A 17,201-nucleotide genomic window follows, 5' to 3' on the forward strand; every position below is an offset into this window, starting at 1 on the left:
CACAGGGATCATCCACGCACCGGCTAATCGCCCCTATGGCCGCGTTCACTCACGAAACCGCCACAATCGGTCCGTATCTCCGGTCGCCATTCGCCATCCCGGACTGTGACGATCCGCTTCGCGGGCCGGAAGAACCGGCCGGCGCGCCTCGCGTGGGACGGCGGCCGTTTCCAGCCGGGCGAGGAGTCGGTGTGGCACGCCGTCCGGTCGGACGAGGTGTGGTTCTGGCACCGGGGCGGCCCGCTGACCCTGGTGCTCGGCGGCGACGGTGACCGGCCCGGCATCGGGCAGGAGATCACGCTCGGCCCGGGCGTGGAGCAGGGGCAGGTGCCGCAGGCCCTCGTGCCCGCGGGCACCTGGCAGGCGGCCCGCCGGGCCGGCGACCAGGAGGTGCTGGTGAGCTGCGTGGTCTCCCCCGGCTTCGACTTCGCCGACTTCACGGCCCTCTGACCCGGCGTCCGTCCGGCGGGACGGCGGGCCGGGAAGTGTCCGTCTGGGCAACCTCACGCCTGCCGTTCACCGGCCGTGTCACCCCTGGCGTCCCGGAGATGGACGGCGCGCTGACCGGCCCGGCCGGCGCGCCGCGTGATCCCCGCCGTCACGATACGCACGTGCGGGTCCCCTGGGAGGTATCCGATGGCCCGCGAGGCGGAAGAATGCTGGCAGGATCCCATTCAAGGAGGTCAACGGTGACTCGGCAGATCGTCTCCGTCGTCGGCGGCAAGGCCGCGGACGACGCCAACGCCGCGACCTACGACTCGGTCAACCCCGCCAGGACGGCCGAGACGGTGGCCCAGGTCCGGCTCGCGGGCCCCGCCACGTTCGCCTGGGCGTGCAGCGCGGCGGCCGCGGCGCAGCGCGAGTGGGCGCGGGTGCCCGCGCCGGTCAGGGGACGGGTGATCGCCTCGATCGGGCGCCTGGTGGAGGCCAACGCCGAGACGCTGGCCCACCTGGTGACCGAGGAGATCGGCAAGCCGTACGCCGAGGCGCTCGGCGAGGTCCGCGAGATCGTCGACACCTGCGACTTCTTCCTCGGGGAGGGCCGGCGGCTGTACGGCCAGACGGTGCCGTCGGAGATGCCGGACAAGAGCCTGTTCACCTTCCGGACGCCGGTCGGGGTCGCCGCGGTGATCACCGCGGGCAACTTCCCGGTGGCGGTGCCGAGCTGGTACCTCGTCCCCGCGCTGCTGTGCGGCAACAGCGTGGTGTGGAAGCCGGCCGAGTACGCCTCGGCGTCGGCGCACGCGCTGTACCGCCTGTTCGCGGCGGCCGGGCTGCCCGACGGGGTGCTCAACCTGGTGTTCGCCGACGGGGCGGCGACCTTCGCGGGGCTGGCCCAGGCGCTCGGCGAGGGCACCGTGCAGAAGGTCGGCTTCACCGGGTCCACCGCGGTGGGACGCGAGATCGGCGAGCTGTGCGGCCGCCACCTGCAGTCGCCGTGCCTGGAGCTGGGCGGCAAGAATCCCATGGTCGTCATGCCCGACGCCGACCTCGACCTGGCCGTGGAGGGCGCGTTGTTCTCCGGCTTCGGCACGGCCGGGCAGCGCTGCACCTCACTCGGCACCGTGCTGGTGCACCGGTCGGTGCACGAGGAGTTCGTCACCCGGTTCGCCGGTGCCGTGGCGAAGGCCGCGGTCGGCGATCCGGCGGGCGACGTGCTGTACGGCCCGATGCTCGACCGGCGGTTCGCCGAGCGCTACGAGGACTACCTGGGCTGGATCGAGCCGCACCACACCGTGGTGACCGGCCCGGTCGGGCGCATCACCGCCGCCACCCCGCGGGGCGGCTTCGACGGCGAGGGCGGGCTGTACTACCACCCGGTGGTGGTGGACGGGGTGCGCTCCGGCGATCGGCTGTTCCTGGAGGAGACGTTCGGGCCGATCGTCGGCGTCACCTCCTTCGACCGCCTGGAGGAGGCGATCGAGCTGGCCAACCGGCCGGGGTACGGGCTCTCGTCGTCGATCTACACCACCGATCCGGCCGCCGCGTTCCGGTTCCGGGAGGGCATCGGGGCCGGCATGGTCAGCGTCAACAACTCCACCTCCGGCGCCGAGGCCCACCTGCCGTTCGGCGGCAACGGCAGGTCGGGCAACGGCAGCCGGCAGTCGGGCCAGTGGGTGCTGGACCAGTTCACCCGCTGGCAGGCGATGAACTGGGACTATTCGGGCCGGCTGCAGAAGGCCCAGATGGACGTCGCCGAGATCATCCCGGATCTCGCGTTCCGTCTCTGAGCCGCGCGCCGGAGGTCAGGTGCCCGGCGGGCCGGGCCGGCCCTTGCGGGCGTCGTAGCCGAGCAGGCGCATGGCGGTCTCGGGATCCATGGCCGCCGCGAGGAGCTGGGCCCGCTCGGCGGACCGGTCCCTGGCCTCCTCGGCCTTGGCCCTCGCGGCCTGCTGGGCCTTGACCATCACGACGGCGACCGTTCCGCAGGCGGCCAGCAGCGCCACCAGGACGAGCAGCCCCAGCACCACGCCGGCGGACGTCATCGCCGCGTCCTGCTCGCCCGTCCCGGGACCGCCGCCGAATACGGCGAGCCCCGCGAGCACGAACAGCGCCAGCGCGGCGGCCGCCGCCAGGGTGATGGCGATCGGCCGCAGCGACCGGGGCCGCGGCGCCGGCGCCTGCCCCGCGCCGGGCACCTGCGGCTCCCCGCCCGGCCGATCGCCGTCAGGGCTCCACGGGATGAACTCCGGCCCGCCGGCCGGCTCGGCGTACCCGGCGGGAACGGGACGCCCCGCCTGGCCGGTGGCCGGATACCCGGCGGGAGCGGCGCCGGCCGCCGAGGCGGGGTCATGGAAGACCGGACGCGCGGCGGGCGCCTGCTGGGCCGCGAACGCCGTGGACTCCCCCTGCTCCGGAGGCGACGCCGGCCGGGAGACGTACGGGACGGTGGGCGAGGCCCAGCCCTCGGGCGGCCTCATCTCCGGGACCCGCGCCCCGTTTCCGCTCTCCGCCCCCGCCACGCCGCCCGCGCCGTTGCCGGGAACGGGTGTGCCGTTGCCCGGGAGCCCGGCCCCGGATGGCGGCGTCATCGTGGGCGGGCCGGCCTCGTCGTACGGGACGAGCCGGCCGGCGATGACGGCCACGGGAAGCTCGGCCGGGCGCGGCCGGGGCAGCGGGGTGGTGACGTGGCTGTGTGTGCGGTGGGCGTCCGCGGCCACCTCGTGGTAGGCCTCGATCTGCTCGTGGAACCCCTCCGAGGTGTACAACGTGCCGTCCACCAGCGGGCCCCGCCTGCCCTCGATGACGGCGACCACGTCATCGCCGGTCAGGGTCTTGTGCTGCTCCAGGGCGTGGGCGACGGCCAGGATCTCGCGGCGGTTCTCCCTGAGCAGTTCCTCGGTCTTCCTCAGCATCCGGGCGAGGTTGTACTCGATGCGCTCGGCGAGGGTGTCGGGGGCGAGCTGGTCGCCTCGCCCGCCCGCGTCCTGGACGTCGCCGCCGCCGGGCCGCTGCGCGGCCTTGCCGTCGCGGATGCCGAGCTGCTGCAGCGCGGGCAGGGACGCGACGCCGACGCCCATGCCCCAGTACGCCTCCATCAGGCCGGTGACCATGGTGGCGCTCTCCAGGTCACCGGAGACGCCGGAGGAGTTGTCCTCGCCGAAGAACATCCGCTCACCGGCCAGCGAGGCGAGCGAGACCATGATGTCGGCCTCGTACTCGCTGCGCCACCGGGTGAACTGGTCCTCGGGCTTGATGCTGGACACCATGCCGAGGTAGTCGGCTCCCTTCTCGATCGTGGCCAGGTCGATCTCCAGGTGCTGGCGGGTGCGGTAGGCCGTGACCGCGTGGCAGGCCTCGTGGACGGCGACCGCGTGCCGCTCGCGCTCGATGTACTCCACGTCCTCCGGCGGCCCGAGTTGCTTGAGCCGCTTGGCCGTCATCACGTCCGCCCAGGTGATGACCTCGCGCCCGCCCCGGATGGCGGTGATCAGGGACTCGTTGACCAGGTCCTTGATGGTGGCGCCGGTGGCGTACGGGGTGATGGTGGCGAGCTTGTCGAGCTGCTCGGCGGTCAGCTCGTGCCGCACCTTGCCGAAGTAGCCCTGGTAGGTGCGCACCCGCCCGGCCTTGGACGGGTAGCCGACCTTGTAGATGCGGTCGATGCGGCCGGGCCGCAGCAGCGCCTCGTCCAGGGAGTTCGGCATGTTGGTGGCCATCATGACGAGGATGCGGTACTTCGGCGGCGGCTTGGGCCGCATGCCGAGCAGCCGGCGCACGTAGCGGTTGAGGAAGCCGCGCGGCTTCTTCAACCCCGACAGCTCGGTGAGCAGCGCCTGCAGGGTGCCCTGGTCGCCGCCGCCCATGCCGCCCATGCCGCCCATCACGACGCGGTCGCGGCCGGCCTCGGGCGCCTTCGGGCCGAGCGCCTGGCGGGTCAGCTCGGCGCGGGCGTGCTCGGACAGGTAGCCGAACCCGTGGCAGCCGTCCACCCGGAACGGCGCGCCGGGTGCCGCCGCGGAGAAGCCGGCCGAGCCGGGCGGCCCCTGCTGGGCGAGCGCGCCACGCCGTCCGAGCGAGTCGGCCTCGTCGAAGAAGACGATGACGCCTCCGTAGCGCAGCGCGAGCTTGCGCAGCTTGCGGAACAGCGACTTGACCTTCAGGATGCCGATGCCCATGAACATGTTGATGAAGGCGCCGGGGTCGACGAAGACGTACGGCCTGCCGGTCTCGCCGGCCACGGCCTCGGCCATCAGGGTCTTGCCGGTGCCGGGCGGCCCCCACAGCAGCAGGCCGCTCGGCACGTAGCCGCCCTTGGCCTCGATCTCGTCGGGCTTCTCCAGGAAGACGATGTTCTCCTTGACCCGTTCGACGACGTGGTCCTGGCCCCACACGTCGGAGAACCGGGTCTTGATGTCGTCGGGGTAGTAGGTCTCGACGCCGCCTCTGGACATGAACCAGAACAGGCCGACGAACTGGACGATGACGAAGAAGAACCCGAAGGCGAGCTGCAGCCCGTACGGGAGCACCGACCACAGCAGGGCGGGGGCCTGGAACAGGGCGGCGATCGGCGACACGTCGAGGATCTGGCCGAGCACCAGGGCGAGCACGGTGATCCAGAACAGCCACTTCAGCGCCCTGGCGATGCGGTAGCGGTTCCAGTCACTGAACCGGCGGCGGCTCCACCGCTCGAACCCGCCGAAGACCTTCTGCGTCCAGAACCGGTGGTAGCCGGGTGAGCGCTCGCTGATGAGGAAGTGGATCTGCCGCAGCACCTCGGCGCCCATCAGGGCCAGGATGATCGTGCCGGCGCGGCCGGCGGCGGCCACGCGTACGGCGTCGCCGAAGGGCATGATGCCCTCGTACTCCGCCATGGCGCTCCACACCAGCACGAAGAACGCGATCGTGAGCGCGAGCAGGAACTTGGTCCGGTCCCAGAGCGGCATGGCGCCCCGTCCCCCGGCGCCGGGGCCGGAGTCGGGGGCGCGCAGGCCCGTCGGCTGGTCAGGGGCGGGGGCTTGTGTCATCGGTGCTCCTCACCCGGTCACCCGGGAACTCGCTTGACCTTGAAGGACTGCGCGATCCTGTCGAGCTCCCCGGCACGCGCGCGGTAGCACGTGGCCGAGCAGCGGATGAGGAGGACCGATACGCGCGTCCCGTCCGCGGCGAGGTAGGTGGTCTGGTCGAAGGTCTGCACGGGACCTCCGAGGACCTTCAGGTTGTAGACCACGTGGACGCCCCGCACGCCGTCCCCGGGTTGCAACACCTCGTCTTTGAGGAGTTCGAAGCCTTTGTACGGGTAGCCGGAGGTGTCCTCCAGCTTCTCGCGCGTCTCGTCGTCGACGGCGACCGGCAGCACCGTGTTCCGCAGCGTGTCGAGGGAGACCGCGTCCCGTTGCGTCTCGGTGAGGGTGGAGACCATGGCGAAGACGAAGGGTTCGTCGCCCTTGCCGCCAAGCAGGTGGTCGGCCGAGGGCTCGCGGAACCCGTCGTAGCCGACGGTCCAGGACAGTTGCTTGCGGGCTTGGGCGGTGGCCGAGCTCAGGTCGCCGAAGACCTCGCGGTCCAGGGCTTTCTGGTCGACCTTCCGCCACGACGCGGGCACCTTGAAGTAGCTCTGCCCGTCACTGCCCATCACGTAGGTGAATTCGGCACCGGCACAGCCGGCCAGGACGGCGGCCAGCACGGCGATCGCGGTCGCCGTGGTGACCAGCCGTGACCCCACCCGCGCTCTTCCCAAGGGGCCATACCTCCGCTTTGCGGGTCAACATAGGAGGTGTGCCCGTTTTCGGAGGGCCGCTCCCCTGGCGCCCATGGGGAAATCTTGACCAAATCGCGGCGGAAAATTAGCTCCACTTGTTACACATCACGGCATAGCGCGCTGTGAGATCCGCCGCCGCCCCTGCTCCCACCCGCCGCCCCGCCTCCTACGCTCACACCCGGATCAGGACGCGCCCGCGAGTCGCCGGCCCGCCCGGGGTGCGCCGCAGTCCTGCCTGGATCGTCCTTCCGGCCACGGCGGGACGGTGGCCGCGAGCGGGAATAGTTGAAACATCAATATCTGTTAGGTGGAGTATCGTCGTATCGGACGGCGCCCCCGCCGCCCGTCGAAGGAGGGACCACCCATGCAGGCCGTGACCGCGAAGCCCTGACGCCGCCCGGCCTTCTCCCCCTCCGCGCGCCGCCCACCCGCGCGAACCCTCGCCCTCAACCGATGAAGGAGACGTCATGCCCGCCGTGACGGTAGACAACCCGCTCGTGCTCCCCCGCGTCACCACTCCCGCCACCGCCCGGCAGCGTCGTGTCCTGCAAGTGGTCAAGGCCCCGTCCGGCATCGACGGCACCTTCGTGCACCGGGACTCCCACGGTGGCGGCGGCACCATCACCAACGGCGACACCCAGTGGATGACGGCGGGCTCGGGGCTGCTGCACATCGAGGTCCCGCCCGAGGAGCTGGTCATGTCCGGCGGGCTCTTCCACGGCCTGCAGCTGTGGGTCAACCTGCCGGCCAAGGACAAGATGTCCGACCCTCGCTACCAGGACATCCGCGGCGGCAACGTCAAGCTGCTGACCTCCGACGACGGCGGCGCGCTCCTGCGGATCATCGCGGGCGAGCTGGACGGCCACCAGGGGCCGGGCATCACGCACACCCCGATCACGATGATCCACGCCACGCTGAGCCCCGGCGCCGAGGTCACGCTGCCCTGGCGGCCGGACTTCAACGCCCTGGCGTACGGCCTGGCCGGCGAGGGCTTCGCGGGCACGGAGAAGCGGCCCTTCGGCCTGGGACGGTCGGTCGTCTTCGGCGACGGTGACGCGATCACCATCCGCGCCGCCGAGAACCAGGACTCCCGCAGCGCCGGCTTCGAGGTCGTCCTGCTCGGCGGCCTGCCGATCCGCGAGCCGATGGCGCACTACGGCCCGTTCGTGATGAACAGCCACGCCGAGCTGGTGAAGGCGTTCGAGGACTTCCAGGCGGGACGCCTGGGCACGGTCCCCGCGGACGCCTTCTGACAAGGCCCCCGGCGGCGGCGCGCGCGATCCGCCACCGCCGCCGGGTCACCAGCACACGGGCCGTGCGACCCGGCCCCGCCCGGTGTCGCTAGTCTTCCTGCATGCCCACCGCACTGATCACCGGCGCCACGGCCGGCCTCGGCGCCGCCTTCGCCCGCAGGCTTGCCGCCGACGGGTTCTCGCTGGTCCTGGTCGCCCGGGACGGCAAGCGCCTGGCCGACGCCGCCGACGCGCTGCACCGCCGCTACGGCGTGGCCTGTGAGGTGCTGCCGGCCGACCTGGCCACCGACGAGGGCATGACCGCCGCGGAGCGCCGGCTGCGCGAGGGGGTCGACCTGCTGGTGAACAACGCCGGGTTCGGCCACCACGGCAAGGCGCTGGAGGTGCCGATCGCCGACGAGATCACCATGCTGCGCCTGCACTGCGAGGCCGTGCTCCGGCTGACCATGGCGGCGCTGCCCGCCATCCGCGCGCGGGGACGCGGCGGGGTGATCAACGTCGCGTCGGTCGCGGCGTTCCTGCCCTACGGCACCTACAGCGCGTCCAAGGCGTGGGTGGTCAACTTCAGCGAGTCGCTCACCGGCCACATCCCCGAGCCCCGGGTGCGGGTCATGGCGCTGTGCCCGGGTTTCGTACGCACCGAGTTCCACGAGCGGGCCGAGCTCGACATGTCGCACATCCCTGAGCTGCTGTGGCTGTCGGCCGACCGCGTCGTGCGCACCGCCATGCGCGACTTCGCCCGGGGTGTGCCGGTCAGCGTGCCCGACATCCGCTACAAGGTGGTCGCCGCCATCGCCCGGTACGCACCGCGCCGCCTGCTCCGCCGCGACATCGTCCGCGACTCCTGAGCGCACACCGGCCGCCGGCTGAGGCGGGACGCGTGCGGTGTCAGAGGCGCTGGTCGCCGATGACGGACAGCAGGCGGAGTTTGTCGTGGCTGTCGGTGCCCGACGGGGCGGTGTAGACGACCAGCATCTGCGACTGGCCGGGGTCGACCAGGGTCTGGCAGTGCAGTTCGATGAGGCCGAGCTCGGGGTGCCTGATCCGTTTCGGCGGGCAGTACGGGCCCATGACCGGGTGCTCGCGCCAGAGCCGGGCGAACTCCTCGCTCCGGTCGAGCAGCGCCGCGACGATCGCCGCGGCTCGCGGGTCCTCGTCGTCGCGAGTGTAGACCTCGTGCAGGTTCGCCGCGAGCAGCCTGCTGTGCAGGGCGTGGTCGTCCTCGGGGTAGATCGCCCGGGTCCCGGGGTCGGTGAACCACCGGTAGTGCATGCTGCGGTCCATCCCGGTGCGGGCGGTCTCGTCGCCGATCAGCGCCCGGGACAGCCGGGTCTGCCGCAGGGTCTCGCCGACGTGGTTCACCACCTGGGCCGCGGCGTCCGCCAGCCCGTCGAAGATGCGCATCATCCCGGGGTTGATGTGATCGGCGCGCATGGCCCGCTGCGGGGTGGCGTACCCGGCGAGCCGGAACAGGTGGTCGCGTTCCTCCAGGGACAGCCGCAGCCCGCGGGCGAGCGCCGCCAGCATCTGCTCGGACGGGTGCGGCCCGTGCGGCTGCTCCAGCCGGCTGTAGTAGTCGACCGACATGTCGGACAGTACGGCGACCTCCTCGCGGCGCAGCCCGCCGGTGCGCCGCCGCCCGCCGCGGGGCAGCCCCACGTCCTCGGGTTGCAGCGCCTCGCGGCGGCTGCGCAGGAAGTCGGCGAGTCGGGCCCGGTCCACGGCGTCGCGCTCCTTGTGTCTGCGGCCGGTGTCACCCGGACGGTCTCTTCTCCGGTGGTTCTCCCCGGCCGCCTGACACAACAACGTCGCGGCGGGGTGGTTTCCTCCCGATACCAGGGTCGCCGCGCCGGCCCGCCATAGCCATGTACTGCGATGACATGGTTCGACGAGGCATTCCTCCCGCCGCCCGCCCGGGCCAGGGTCGAGACATGAGCACTACAGCACACACCACCGCGGCCCACTGGATCGACGGCCGGGCCGGCACGGCGGCCGACCTGATCGACGTGGTGAACCCCGCGAACGGCACGACCATCGCCCAGGTGCCCGCGGGCACCGCCGCCGACGTGGACCGGGCCGTCGCCGCCGCCCGGGCGGCCTTCCCCGCCTGGGCCGCGACCGGCCCGGCCGAGCGCGCCGCCGTCGTCCGCCGCATCGCCGAGGGCCTGCACGCCCGGGCCGAGGAGATCGCCACCACCATCACCGCCGAGATGGGCGCGCCCATCAGCCTGTCCCGCGCCGCGCAGGCGACCTTCCCGGTCGCCGTGGCCTCCTCCTTCGCCGCGCTGGCCGAGGAGTTCCGCTGGACCGAGGAGATCGGCACCTCGCTGGTCGTACGGGAGCCGATCGGCGTGGTCGGCGCGATCACGCCGTGGAACTTCCCGCTGCAGCAGATCGTCTCCAAGCTGGCGCCCGCCCTGGTCGCGGGCGACACCATGGTCCTCAAGCCGTCGGAGATCGCGCCGCTGACGGCGGGCATCCTGGCCGAGGTCACCGCCGAGGCGGGCCTGCCCGCCGGGGTGTTCAACATCGTGCACGGCACCGGCGAGGTGGTGGGCGAGGCCATCACCGCGCACCCCGGCATCGACATGGTGTCGTTCACCGGCTCCACCCGTGCGGGCCGGCGGATCGCGGCCGTCGCGTCCCAGACCGTCAAGCGGGTCGCGCTGGAGCTCGGCGGCAAGGGCGCCAACGTGATCCTGGACGACGCCGACCTGGCCCAGGCCGTGGCGCACGGCGTGCAGATGGCCTTCACCAACGGCGGGCAGGTCTGCGGCTCGTGGCCCCGGATGATCGTCCCCGCCGCGCTGCACGACCGGGTGGTGGAGCTGGCCGTCGCCGCGGCCGCCGCGTACACCGTCGGCGACCCGGCGCAGGAGTCGACCGTCGTCGGCCCGATGGTCTCCGAGCGGCACCGCGAGAAGGTGAACGGCTACATCGAACGGGGCGTCGCCGACGGCGCCACCCTGGTGTTCGGCGGCCCGGGCCGGCCGGACGGGCTGGACGAGGGCGCGTACGTGCGGCCGACGATCTTCGCGCGCGTGGACCCGGAGTCGGTGATCGCCCAGGAGGAGATCTTCGGGCCGGTCCTGACGATCACTCCCTACGACACGGTGGACCAGGCCGTGGAGATCGCCAACGGCACTCCCTACGGGCTCACCAGCGGCGTGTTCGGCGGCCGGGAGCGCGCGCTGGCGGTCGCCCGGCGGCTGCGGGCCGGCCAGGTGGACGTCAACGGCGGCTCCTGGAACGTCCTGGCGCCGTTCGGCGGCTACAAGCAGTCCGGCAACGGGCGTGAGTTCGGCGTGCTCGGCCTGGAGGAGTACCTGGAGGTCAAGTCCATTCAGCGCTGACCTTTCCGCCCCGCGCCGCCGCCGTGCGGGCGGCGGCGCGGGGCGGAAGACGCTTTGGCGGGAAGTACGGATAGCGGGCGGATTTCGTTGAGCATAGTTGTGCTGTGTCTTTGGCGTCGTTCGCGGCTTCTGAGGCGAGTCGGCCGATAGAAACGTCCTGTTCGGATCGATCTCCACCGAAGAGGCGGCACCGCGCGTGGGCCCTCCGGTGAGCGGCGGCGGCGCGACGGAGGCCAGGCAGTGCATGATCGTCTCGAGGTCGGGCGGAGCCCTGGCATGACCGCCGTTCACCCTCGGCTCACCGAGGCGCCGTACGAGCGCAGAGACCTGACCGGCGGCTGGCTGCGCCCGGCGGTGTTCGGCGTCATGGACGGGCTGGTGTCCAACGCCGCGCTGATCGCGGGCGTGGTCGGCGGCAGCGCGGGCGTCCGTGCCGTGGCGGTCACCGGCCTCGCCGGGCTCGCCGCCGGGGCGTTCTCGATGGCCGCCGGCGAGTACACCTCGGTGCGCTCGCAGACCGAGATGACCCAGGCCGAGATCGCGGTGGAGCGGCTGCGGATCGCCAGGAACCCCGAGGCCGAGGAGCGGGAGCTGGCGACGATCTACCAGGCGCGCGGCCTCACCGCCGACCTGGCGCGCGAGGTGGCGCGCCAGGTGCACCAGGACGAGGACGTCGCCTGGCGGGTGCACGCCCGTGAGGAGCTCGGCGTCGACCCCGACGACCTGCCCTCGCCCTGGGTGGCGGCCGCGTCGTCGTTCCTGGCCTTCGCGCTCGGCGCGCTCATCCCCCTGCTGCCGTTCCTGCTCGGCGTGGACTCCCTCGCCGCCGCCGTGGCGCTCACCGCGCTGGGATTGTTCGGCACCGGGGCGCTGGTCGCCCGGCTCACCGATCGTCCCGTCGCGCTCGGCGGCGCCCGCCAGCTCCTGCTCGGCGGCGCCGCGGCCCTGGCCACCCACCAGATCGGCCACCTCGTCGGCACCGTCGTCTCCTGATCAGGCCCGGCGGCGGGCACCCAGGTCGCGAACGCGACGACGCCGGCCGGTCCGCCACAAAGCGGACCGGCCGGCGCGCCTGAGGTCACCCCTCTCGCGGTGCCGATGGATCGCGGGGCCTCGCCCGTCACCGGCCGTCGTTCCCGGCCGGTGACGGGCGAGCACCAGGACATCAGCGGCTCAGCAGGTGCTCGTCCCGTTCGTCGGATGGACACCGAAGATCCAGCCGAAGTGGCCGGAGCCGAACAGGCATCCGGTGGGCTGGTAGAAGACGTAGCCGTAGTCGAGGGTCTTCCCGCCGTTGACCAGCGGATGCCCGGCCGGCTGCGGGTAGCCCGGGCAGGCCGCCTGAGCGGTCCAGCTGTAGCAGAGGGTGTTCCCGGGGAACTTGTAGTCCTCGGTGTAGAACGGGAAGTACAGCCGGTGCCGCTGGCTGTAGACGATGTCGGCGGGCTGGAAGACCACGCTGCCCTTGCCGCCCGACGGGAAGATGTCCTGCAGGCCCGGCGGTGTCGGGTGGATCGTTCCGTCGAAGCGGTGACAGGTGACCACAGGCGCGTCGGTGGTGGACTGCCCCGCCACGGTGCACACGCCGATGGCGTTGTCGGCGGCGTCCCGTTCCGTGAAGATCGCCAGAATGCGGGTGGCGTTGGGCCCGCCGTCCGCCTGCGGCGTCCAGCCCGCGCACGGCGCCTTGATGGCCGGGTCGAAGCAGGTGACGGTCGGCGGGTGCGGCATGGTGTCGTTCGTCGAACTGTTGTTCGATGAGATGTACACCTTGTCGTTCACGGCCGCGGTGACGCCCAGGAAGTCCTGCGGCCCCACTCCCGCCTTGTCGTTGTTCGGGATGATGCCCGAGTTGTTGAACGGCTGGCCGGCGCAGGGAATCAGCGTCAGCTGTTGTAGCAGAGCTCCAGGCCGCTGGTGGTCGCGCCGTAGAGCTCGTTGCCCACCTGCACGAACCCGGTCAGGCCGTTGGTGTTGCTCTGCCCGGCATTGTTGGTCAGCGGCGCCAGCGGGTGGTACCCGCAGTTGTACTGCGCCGCGAGCAGCAGGCAGCCGACGCCCACCGAACCGTCCGGGAACCCCGCGAACGGCGTCTTGGTCACCGCCGGATACAGGATGAGCGAGGTGTCCAGCGGGTTGATGACGTACTGCGGCACCTGGGTCGTCGAGATGTCGCCGGGGACGGTGGAGAGCGACCCCGGCTGGGTGCTCAGTGGTTTGGGCCAGGTGGTCGCGCCGCCCTCCGGGTTGGTGCAGTGAGTGCCGTCGGCGATGTTGATGCAGGTGACCTTGGGGGCCGACGGCACCGCGAAGGCGTGGTGAGCGATGGACCAGGCCTGCAGGCCCGGGTTCGGCCCGCTCTGCAGGAACAGCAGCGGCGCGAAGGAGTCGATCGCCGAGTGGATGCCCTCCGGTGGCATGCCCCGCCGCATCTTGCGTTTGAGGTCGAGCGACGTCGGCGGTTTCACGGGTTTGTGCCACGAGGGGATATGGATCCCCGGCGCGGGCTTCAGCTTCTCCTTCGCCGTGGGCTTGGGATCGCCCGTGCCCGGTTTCGGTGTCGCGGCCGCGACCGGCGCGGCGTCCGCCCGCGGGCCGGGCGGGGTGGAGGCCGCGTAGGCCGCGCCCACGGGCAGGGAAAGCAGCATCGCGACGGCAAGGGTCGTCACCGGCCTGATCCGCGGGAGAACATTCGTGGAAAGTCCGGATTGATGTGCGATTCGACGCACAGAGCCACCTCATTTCGTGATGGGCGTCGCGGGGTTCGGCTTCTTTCTATTCGACGCGACGACGCACCACCGCCAGGCGCACTCGCCGCGCACGAGAGCTTTACGCGAACGACGCGACAGGCCACGATCGGCGATTATCCGCCCTGATCCCACCTCAGCGGTGTAAACGAACGACAGGAAAGCCGGGCCTTGGCCGCACGATGGGGAAATCACCTGCGCGCGGGGCCGGTCTTCACGCCCTGAATCACGACAAAGCTACAATGCCCGGAATGCCAGCGAGATTCACCTGTGCAGGCGATAGGGAGATCTGTTCTGGTCGGTGAACCCGGTCGGGGAACGCCGGAGGCGGCCGGCCGTTCGACGGCCGGCCGCCTCGGCGACCAGGTGTCATCGTCCATCTGGACGGGTGTGCGTCAGCAGGTGGTGGCTCCGCTCTGCGGGTTCACCGCGAAGACGTAGCTCTTGTCACCGGCCCCGATCAGGCATCCGACGGACGCGTTGTAGGCGTAGCCGTAGTCCGTGGTTCTGCCGTTGTTCACCGTGGGATGCGGGGAGGGGTTGGGGAAGCCGGCACAGGCCGAGGTGGTGGCCCAGTTGTAGCAGAGCGTGTCGCCCAGGTATGTCCTGTCCTCGGTGTAGAACGGGAAGTACAGGCGCCGCTGCCCGGCGACGACGGCGTTGGCCGGCGCGAAGACCACGCTGCCGTACCCTCCCGAGGGGAAGATCCCCTGCAGTCCGGCCGGGGTCGCCACGACCGCGCCGGTGAAGTCGTGGCAGGTCACGACCGGCGACGCGTTGGACTTCAGCCCGGTCACGGTGCAGACCCCGACCTCGTTGTCGGCCTCGTCCCGCTGCGCGAAGATCGCCAGGATCCGGGAGGCGTTCGCCCCGCCGTCCGCCTGCGATGTCCATCCCTCGCACGGCGCGTTGACGACCGGGTCGAAGCAGTTCAGGACCGGTGGATGCTGGACGGTCGAGTTGGCGGACGGATTCGACGAGACGTAGACCCGCCCGTTGATCGTCGTGGTCGCCCCGAGGTAGTCGGCGGGGCCGAGCCCCGCGACGTCGTTGTTGGGCTGGAAACCGGTGGTGTACGGCTGGCCGTTGCACGGGACGAACGTGAGGATGTTCATGCACAGTTCGAGCCCGCTGGTGGTGGTGCCGTAGATGTTGTTGCCCACCAGCGCGAAACCGGTGAGGCCGTTGACGTTGCTCTCCCCGGCGTTGTTGGTGAGCGACGCGAGCGGCGTGTACCCACAGCCCTGCTGGACGCTCATGTCGAAGCAGTTGGCGCCGACCGACCCGTCGGGGAACACCCCGACCGCCGAGGTGGTGACCGCGGGATAGAAGACGTGACTCGTGTCCACGGGGTGCAACACGAACGCCGGAGCCTGGGTGGTGGCGAGGTTGCTGACGGCGGGCAGCACTCCGCCCGTGGTGTTCAGGCCCTTCGGCCAGGTGGTGGGCAGGCCTGCCGGGTCGCGGCAGAACGTGCCGTCGGCGACGTTGACGCAGGAGATCTTCGGCGCGGTCTGCGAGACATTGCCATGGTGGGCGATGACCCAGGCGTGCAGGCCGATGTTGGGTCCCACCGTCTGGTTGAACAGGATCGGCGTGAACACGTCGAGGCCGGTGCGCACTCCCGTCGGCGGAAGCGCGGTGTCGGCGGGAACCTTCTTCGCGCCGGCCTTGGTCTTGGACGGGCTCGCCGCACCCGGCTTCTTGGCCACGCCCGGTTTCTTGGTCGCGTCCGGTTTCGGGTCACCGGGCCGGTGCACCACCGCCGGACCCGGCTCGCCCGCTCCCGGGCCCGGCGTTCCGGTGACCGCTCCGGCCGGCCCGGTCCCGGACGCCGCGAGGGTCAGCGCCGTCGCGAGCACCACCCCGCCGCCGAAGCGCACGGCTCCACGGCTCCCGCGGCTGCCGATGACATTTCTCCCTTGGCGCATCGCGCCACCTCCCGAATGAATCACGAAAAGACAACGGGCACCTTCCTATGCGACGCACCGGCGGCCTGGCCGATGACGCCACCGGTGGATGAGAGAGTTTTATCGAGGCGATCGATCTCGGCGCCGGTCGCGGAATCAGCCGCCCGGTAAACCGGCCGCCGGCGAAAGAACGGGTCAATGCCTCGGTGGATCTCCCCCGTGCCGGGAAATACGAAAAAACCGTATGGATAGTGATTCGTCATCCTGATCGCGACACGCCCGATTTCCGGCCGAACACCGTGCCGGTGCGGCGGGCGTTTAAAGTCGGCCTTCGTGTGCGAATCCGGGAGGCGGAACATGGGTGACAAGGTCGTCGTCGTCGGACAGGGATACGTCGGCCTCCCGCTCGCGATGCGCGCGGTCGCCGCGGGATTCACCGTGGTCGGGATCGACGTCGACGAATGGCGGGTGAAGAGGCTCAACACCGGCGAGACCTACGTCCAGGACGTCGGGAGCGACGTTCTGGACGCCGCCCACCGCAGCGGCCGCTACCGCGCCGCCACCGACTACGCCCAGGCCCAAGGTTTCGATGTGTGCGTCATCACGGTGCCCACTCCACTCAGAGACGGCGCCCCCGACCTGCGCCACGTGGCGGACGCCGGCCGCTCGATCGCCCCCTACCTCTCGCCCGGGGCCCTGGTGATCCTCGAATCGACCACCTATCCCGGCACCACGCAGGAGTACCTCCTCCCGCTGCTGGAGGAGGGGTCGGGCCTGCGCGCCCCGGAGGACTTCCTGCTCGGCTACAGCCCCGAGCGCATCGACCCGGGAAACGAGCGGTGGCGCCTGGACAACACCCCCAAGGTCGTCTCGGGGATCGACGAGACCTCGCTGGCCAGGGTGGACGCGTTCTACCGGCGGCTGGTCGACCACACCGTGCCCGTCTCGTCCCCGCAGGTGGCCGAGCTGTGCAAGCTGCTGGAGAACATGTTCCGCCACGTGAACGTGGCGCTGGTGAACGAGCTGTCCATCTTCGCCAGGCAGCTCGACATCGACGTGTGGGAGGCCATCGACGCGGCCTCCACCAAGCCGTTCGGCTACATGCGCTTCACCCCGGGCCCCGGCGTCGGCGGCCACTGCCTGCCCGTCGACCCGTCCTACCTGTCGTGGAAGGTCAAGAACACCCTCGGGCACAACTTCCGCTTCGTCGAGCTGGCCAACGACATCAACGACCACATGCCCGAGCACGTCGTGCACCGGCTCACCCTGGCCCTCAACCAGCGGTCCAAGCCGGTCAAGGGCAGCCGCCTGCTGCTGCTGGGCCTGGCGTACAAGAAGAACACCGGCGACGTGCGCGAGTCGCCGGCCGTCGAGGTCGCCAGGGCGCTGCGCAAGCTCGGCGCCACCGTGCTGGCCGCCGACCCGCACGTCGACCCGCACCTGCTGCCGATCGACATCGAGATGACCGAGCCGACGCCCGGCGAGATCACCCGAGCGGACGCGGTGGTCGTGCTCACCGACCACGACGCCTTCGACTTCGACCTGATCCAGCGGGCCGGCGCGTTCGTGTTCGACACCCGCGACCGGTGCCGCGGCGCCAACGTCGAACGGCTCTGACCACCGGCACGCGCCGACCGGGGCCGCGGTGACCCTAGCTGGAGGAAAAGCGTCGGCAAGGGCATGACGATCATCGCAGGTGGCGTCCCGGCCGGGTGAGTACCGGCCACGAGACTACG

General features: G+C 71.4%; 14 protein-coding genes. 7 read left to right on the forward strand and 7 right to left on the reverse strand.

What is annotated here, in order from left to right; translation table 11 throughout:
* The first annotated feature begins 105 nt into the window (after positions 1-105).
* On the forward strand, positions 106-450 hold the full coding sequence (locus IEY93_RS03840; protein WP_307837542.1) for a cupin domain-containing protein: 345 nt from the start codon (positions 106-108) through the stop codon (positions 448-450).
* Between the two features lie 239 nt (positions 451-689).
* Positions 690-2,231, forward strand: a complete 1,542-nt coding sequence (locus IEY93_RS03845; RefSeq protein ID WP_203967938.1) for an aldehyde dehydrogenase family protein — start codon at positions 690-692, stop codon at positions 2,229-2,231.
* 15 nt (positions 2,232-2,246) lie between these two features.
* On the opposite strand, the gene IEY93_RS03850 is transcribed toward IEY93_RS03845, so the two are convergent.
* Together IEY93_RS03850 and IEY93_RS03855 are read right to left on the reverse strand one after the other, a co-directional pair.
* Entirely contained in the window at positions 2,247-5,468 is a 3,222-nt protein-coding gene (locus IEY93_RS03850; protein WP_229690830.1) for an AAA family ATPase, read from the reverse strand.
* 17 nt (positions 5,469-5,485) lie between these two features.
* Positions 5,486-6,166: a hypothetical protein gene (locus tag IEY93_RS03855; protein ID WP_229690831.1), complete on the reverse strand. Its 681-nt coding sequence runs from the start codon at positions 6,164-6,166 to the stop codon at positions 5,486-5,488.
* Between the two features lie 503 nt (positions 6,167-6,669).
* On the opposite strand from IEY93_RS03855, the gene IEY93_RS03860 reads away from it, so the two are divergent.
* Positions 6,670-7,455 (forward strand): pirin family protein, encoded by a 786-nt coding sequence (locus tag IEY93_RS03860; RefSeq protein WP_189161529.1) that lies wholly within the window; start codon positions 6,670-6,672, stop codon positions 7,453-7,455.
* Positions 7,456-7,556: 101 nt separating this feature from the next.
* Positions 7,557-8,303, forward strand: coding sequence for an SDR family NAD(P)-dependent oxidoreductase (locus IEY93_RS03865; protein ID WP_189161530.1), 747 nt, complete (start codon positions 7,557-7,559; stop codon positions 8,301-8,303).
* A 40-nt stretch (positions 8,304-8,343) separates the two neighbouring features.
* Here the strand turns inward: IEY93_RS03865 and IEY93_RS03870 are convergent, their stop codons facing one another.
* On the reverse strand, positions 8,344-9,177 hold the full coding sequence (locus tag IEY93_RS03870) for a helix-turn-helix transcriptional regulator (RefSeq protein WP_189161531.1): 834 nt from the start codon (positions 9,175-9,177) through the stop codon (positions 8,344-8,346).
* Positions 9,178-9,386: 209 nt separating this feature from the next.
* On the opposite strand from IEY93_RS03870, the gene IEY93_RS03875 reads away from it, so the two are divergent.
* Both IEY93_RS03875 and IEY93_RS03880 read left to right on the forward strand, forming a co-directional pair.
* Positions 9,387-10,808 (forward strand): aldehyde dehydrogenase family protein, encoded by a 1,422-nt coding sequence (locus IEY93_RS03875; RefSeq protein ID WP_189161532.1) that lies wholly within the window; start codon positions 9,387-9,389, stop codon positions 10,806-10,808.
* Positions 10,809-11,084: 276 nt separating this feature from the next.
* Positions 11,085-11,801, forward strand: a complete 717-nt coding sequence (locus IEY93_RS03880; protein ID WP_189161533.1) for a VIT1/CCC1 transporter family protein — start codon at positions 11,085-11,087, stop codon at positions 11,799-11,801.
* Between the two features lie 180 nt (positions 11,802-11,981).
* On the opposite strand, the gene IEY93_RS03885 is transcribed toward IEY93_RS03880, so the two are convergent.
* From IEY93_RS03885 to IEY93_RS03900, 4 genes are all read right to left on the reverse strand, one after another.
* Positions 11,982-12,626, reverse strand: coding sequence for a hypothetical protein (locus IEY93_RS03885; RefSeq protein ID WP_189161534.1), 645 nt, complete (start codon positions 12,624-12,626; stop codon positions 11,982-11,984).
* Between the two features lie 68 nt (positions 12,627-12,694).
* On the reverse strand, positions 12,695-13,477 hold the full coding sequence (locus tag IEY93_RS03890; protein ID WP_189161535.1) for a hypothetical protein: 783 nt from the start codon (positions 13,475-13,477) through the stop codon (positions 12,695-12,697).
* 473 nt (positions 13,478-13,950) lie between these two features.
* Positions 13,951-15,486: a hypothetical protein gene (locus IEY93_RS03895; protein WP_189161536.1), complete on the reverse strand. Its 1,536-nt coding sequence runs from the start codon at positions 15,484-15,486 to the stop codon at positions 13,951-13,953.
* A 20-nt stretch (positions 15,487-15,506) separates the two neighbouring features.
* Positions 15,507-15,824, reverse strand: a complete 318-nt coding sequence (locus IEY93_RS03900) for a hypothetical protein (protein ID WP_189161537.1) — start codon at positions 15,822-15,824, stop codon at positions 15,507-15,509.
* On the opposite strand from IEY93_RS03900, the gene IEY93_RS03905 reads away from it, so the two are divergent.
* Positions 15,823-17,082 carry a nucleotide sugar dehydrogenase gene (locus tag IEY93_RS03905; RefSeq protein ID WP_189161538.1) on the forward strand — a complete coding sequence of 420 codons (1,260 nt, stop codon included), beginning with the start codon at positions 15,823-15,825 and terminating at the stop codon, positions 17,080-17,082. The genes IEY93_RS03900 and IEY93_RS03905 overlap by 2 nt on opposite strands.
* Positions 17,083-17,201 lie beyond the last annotated feature (119 nt).

This window comes from Sphaerisporangium melleum, from assembly GCF_014646695.1.
Lineage (GTDB): Bacteria > Actinomycetota > Actinomycetes > Streptosporangiales > Streptosporangiaceae > Sphaerisporangium > Sphaerisporangium melleum.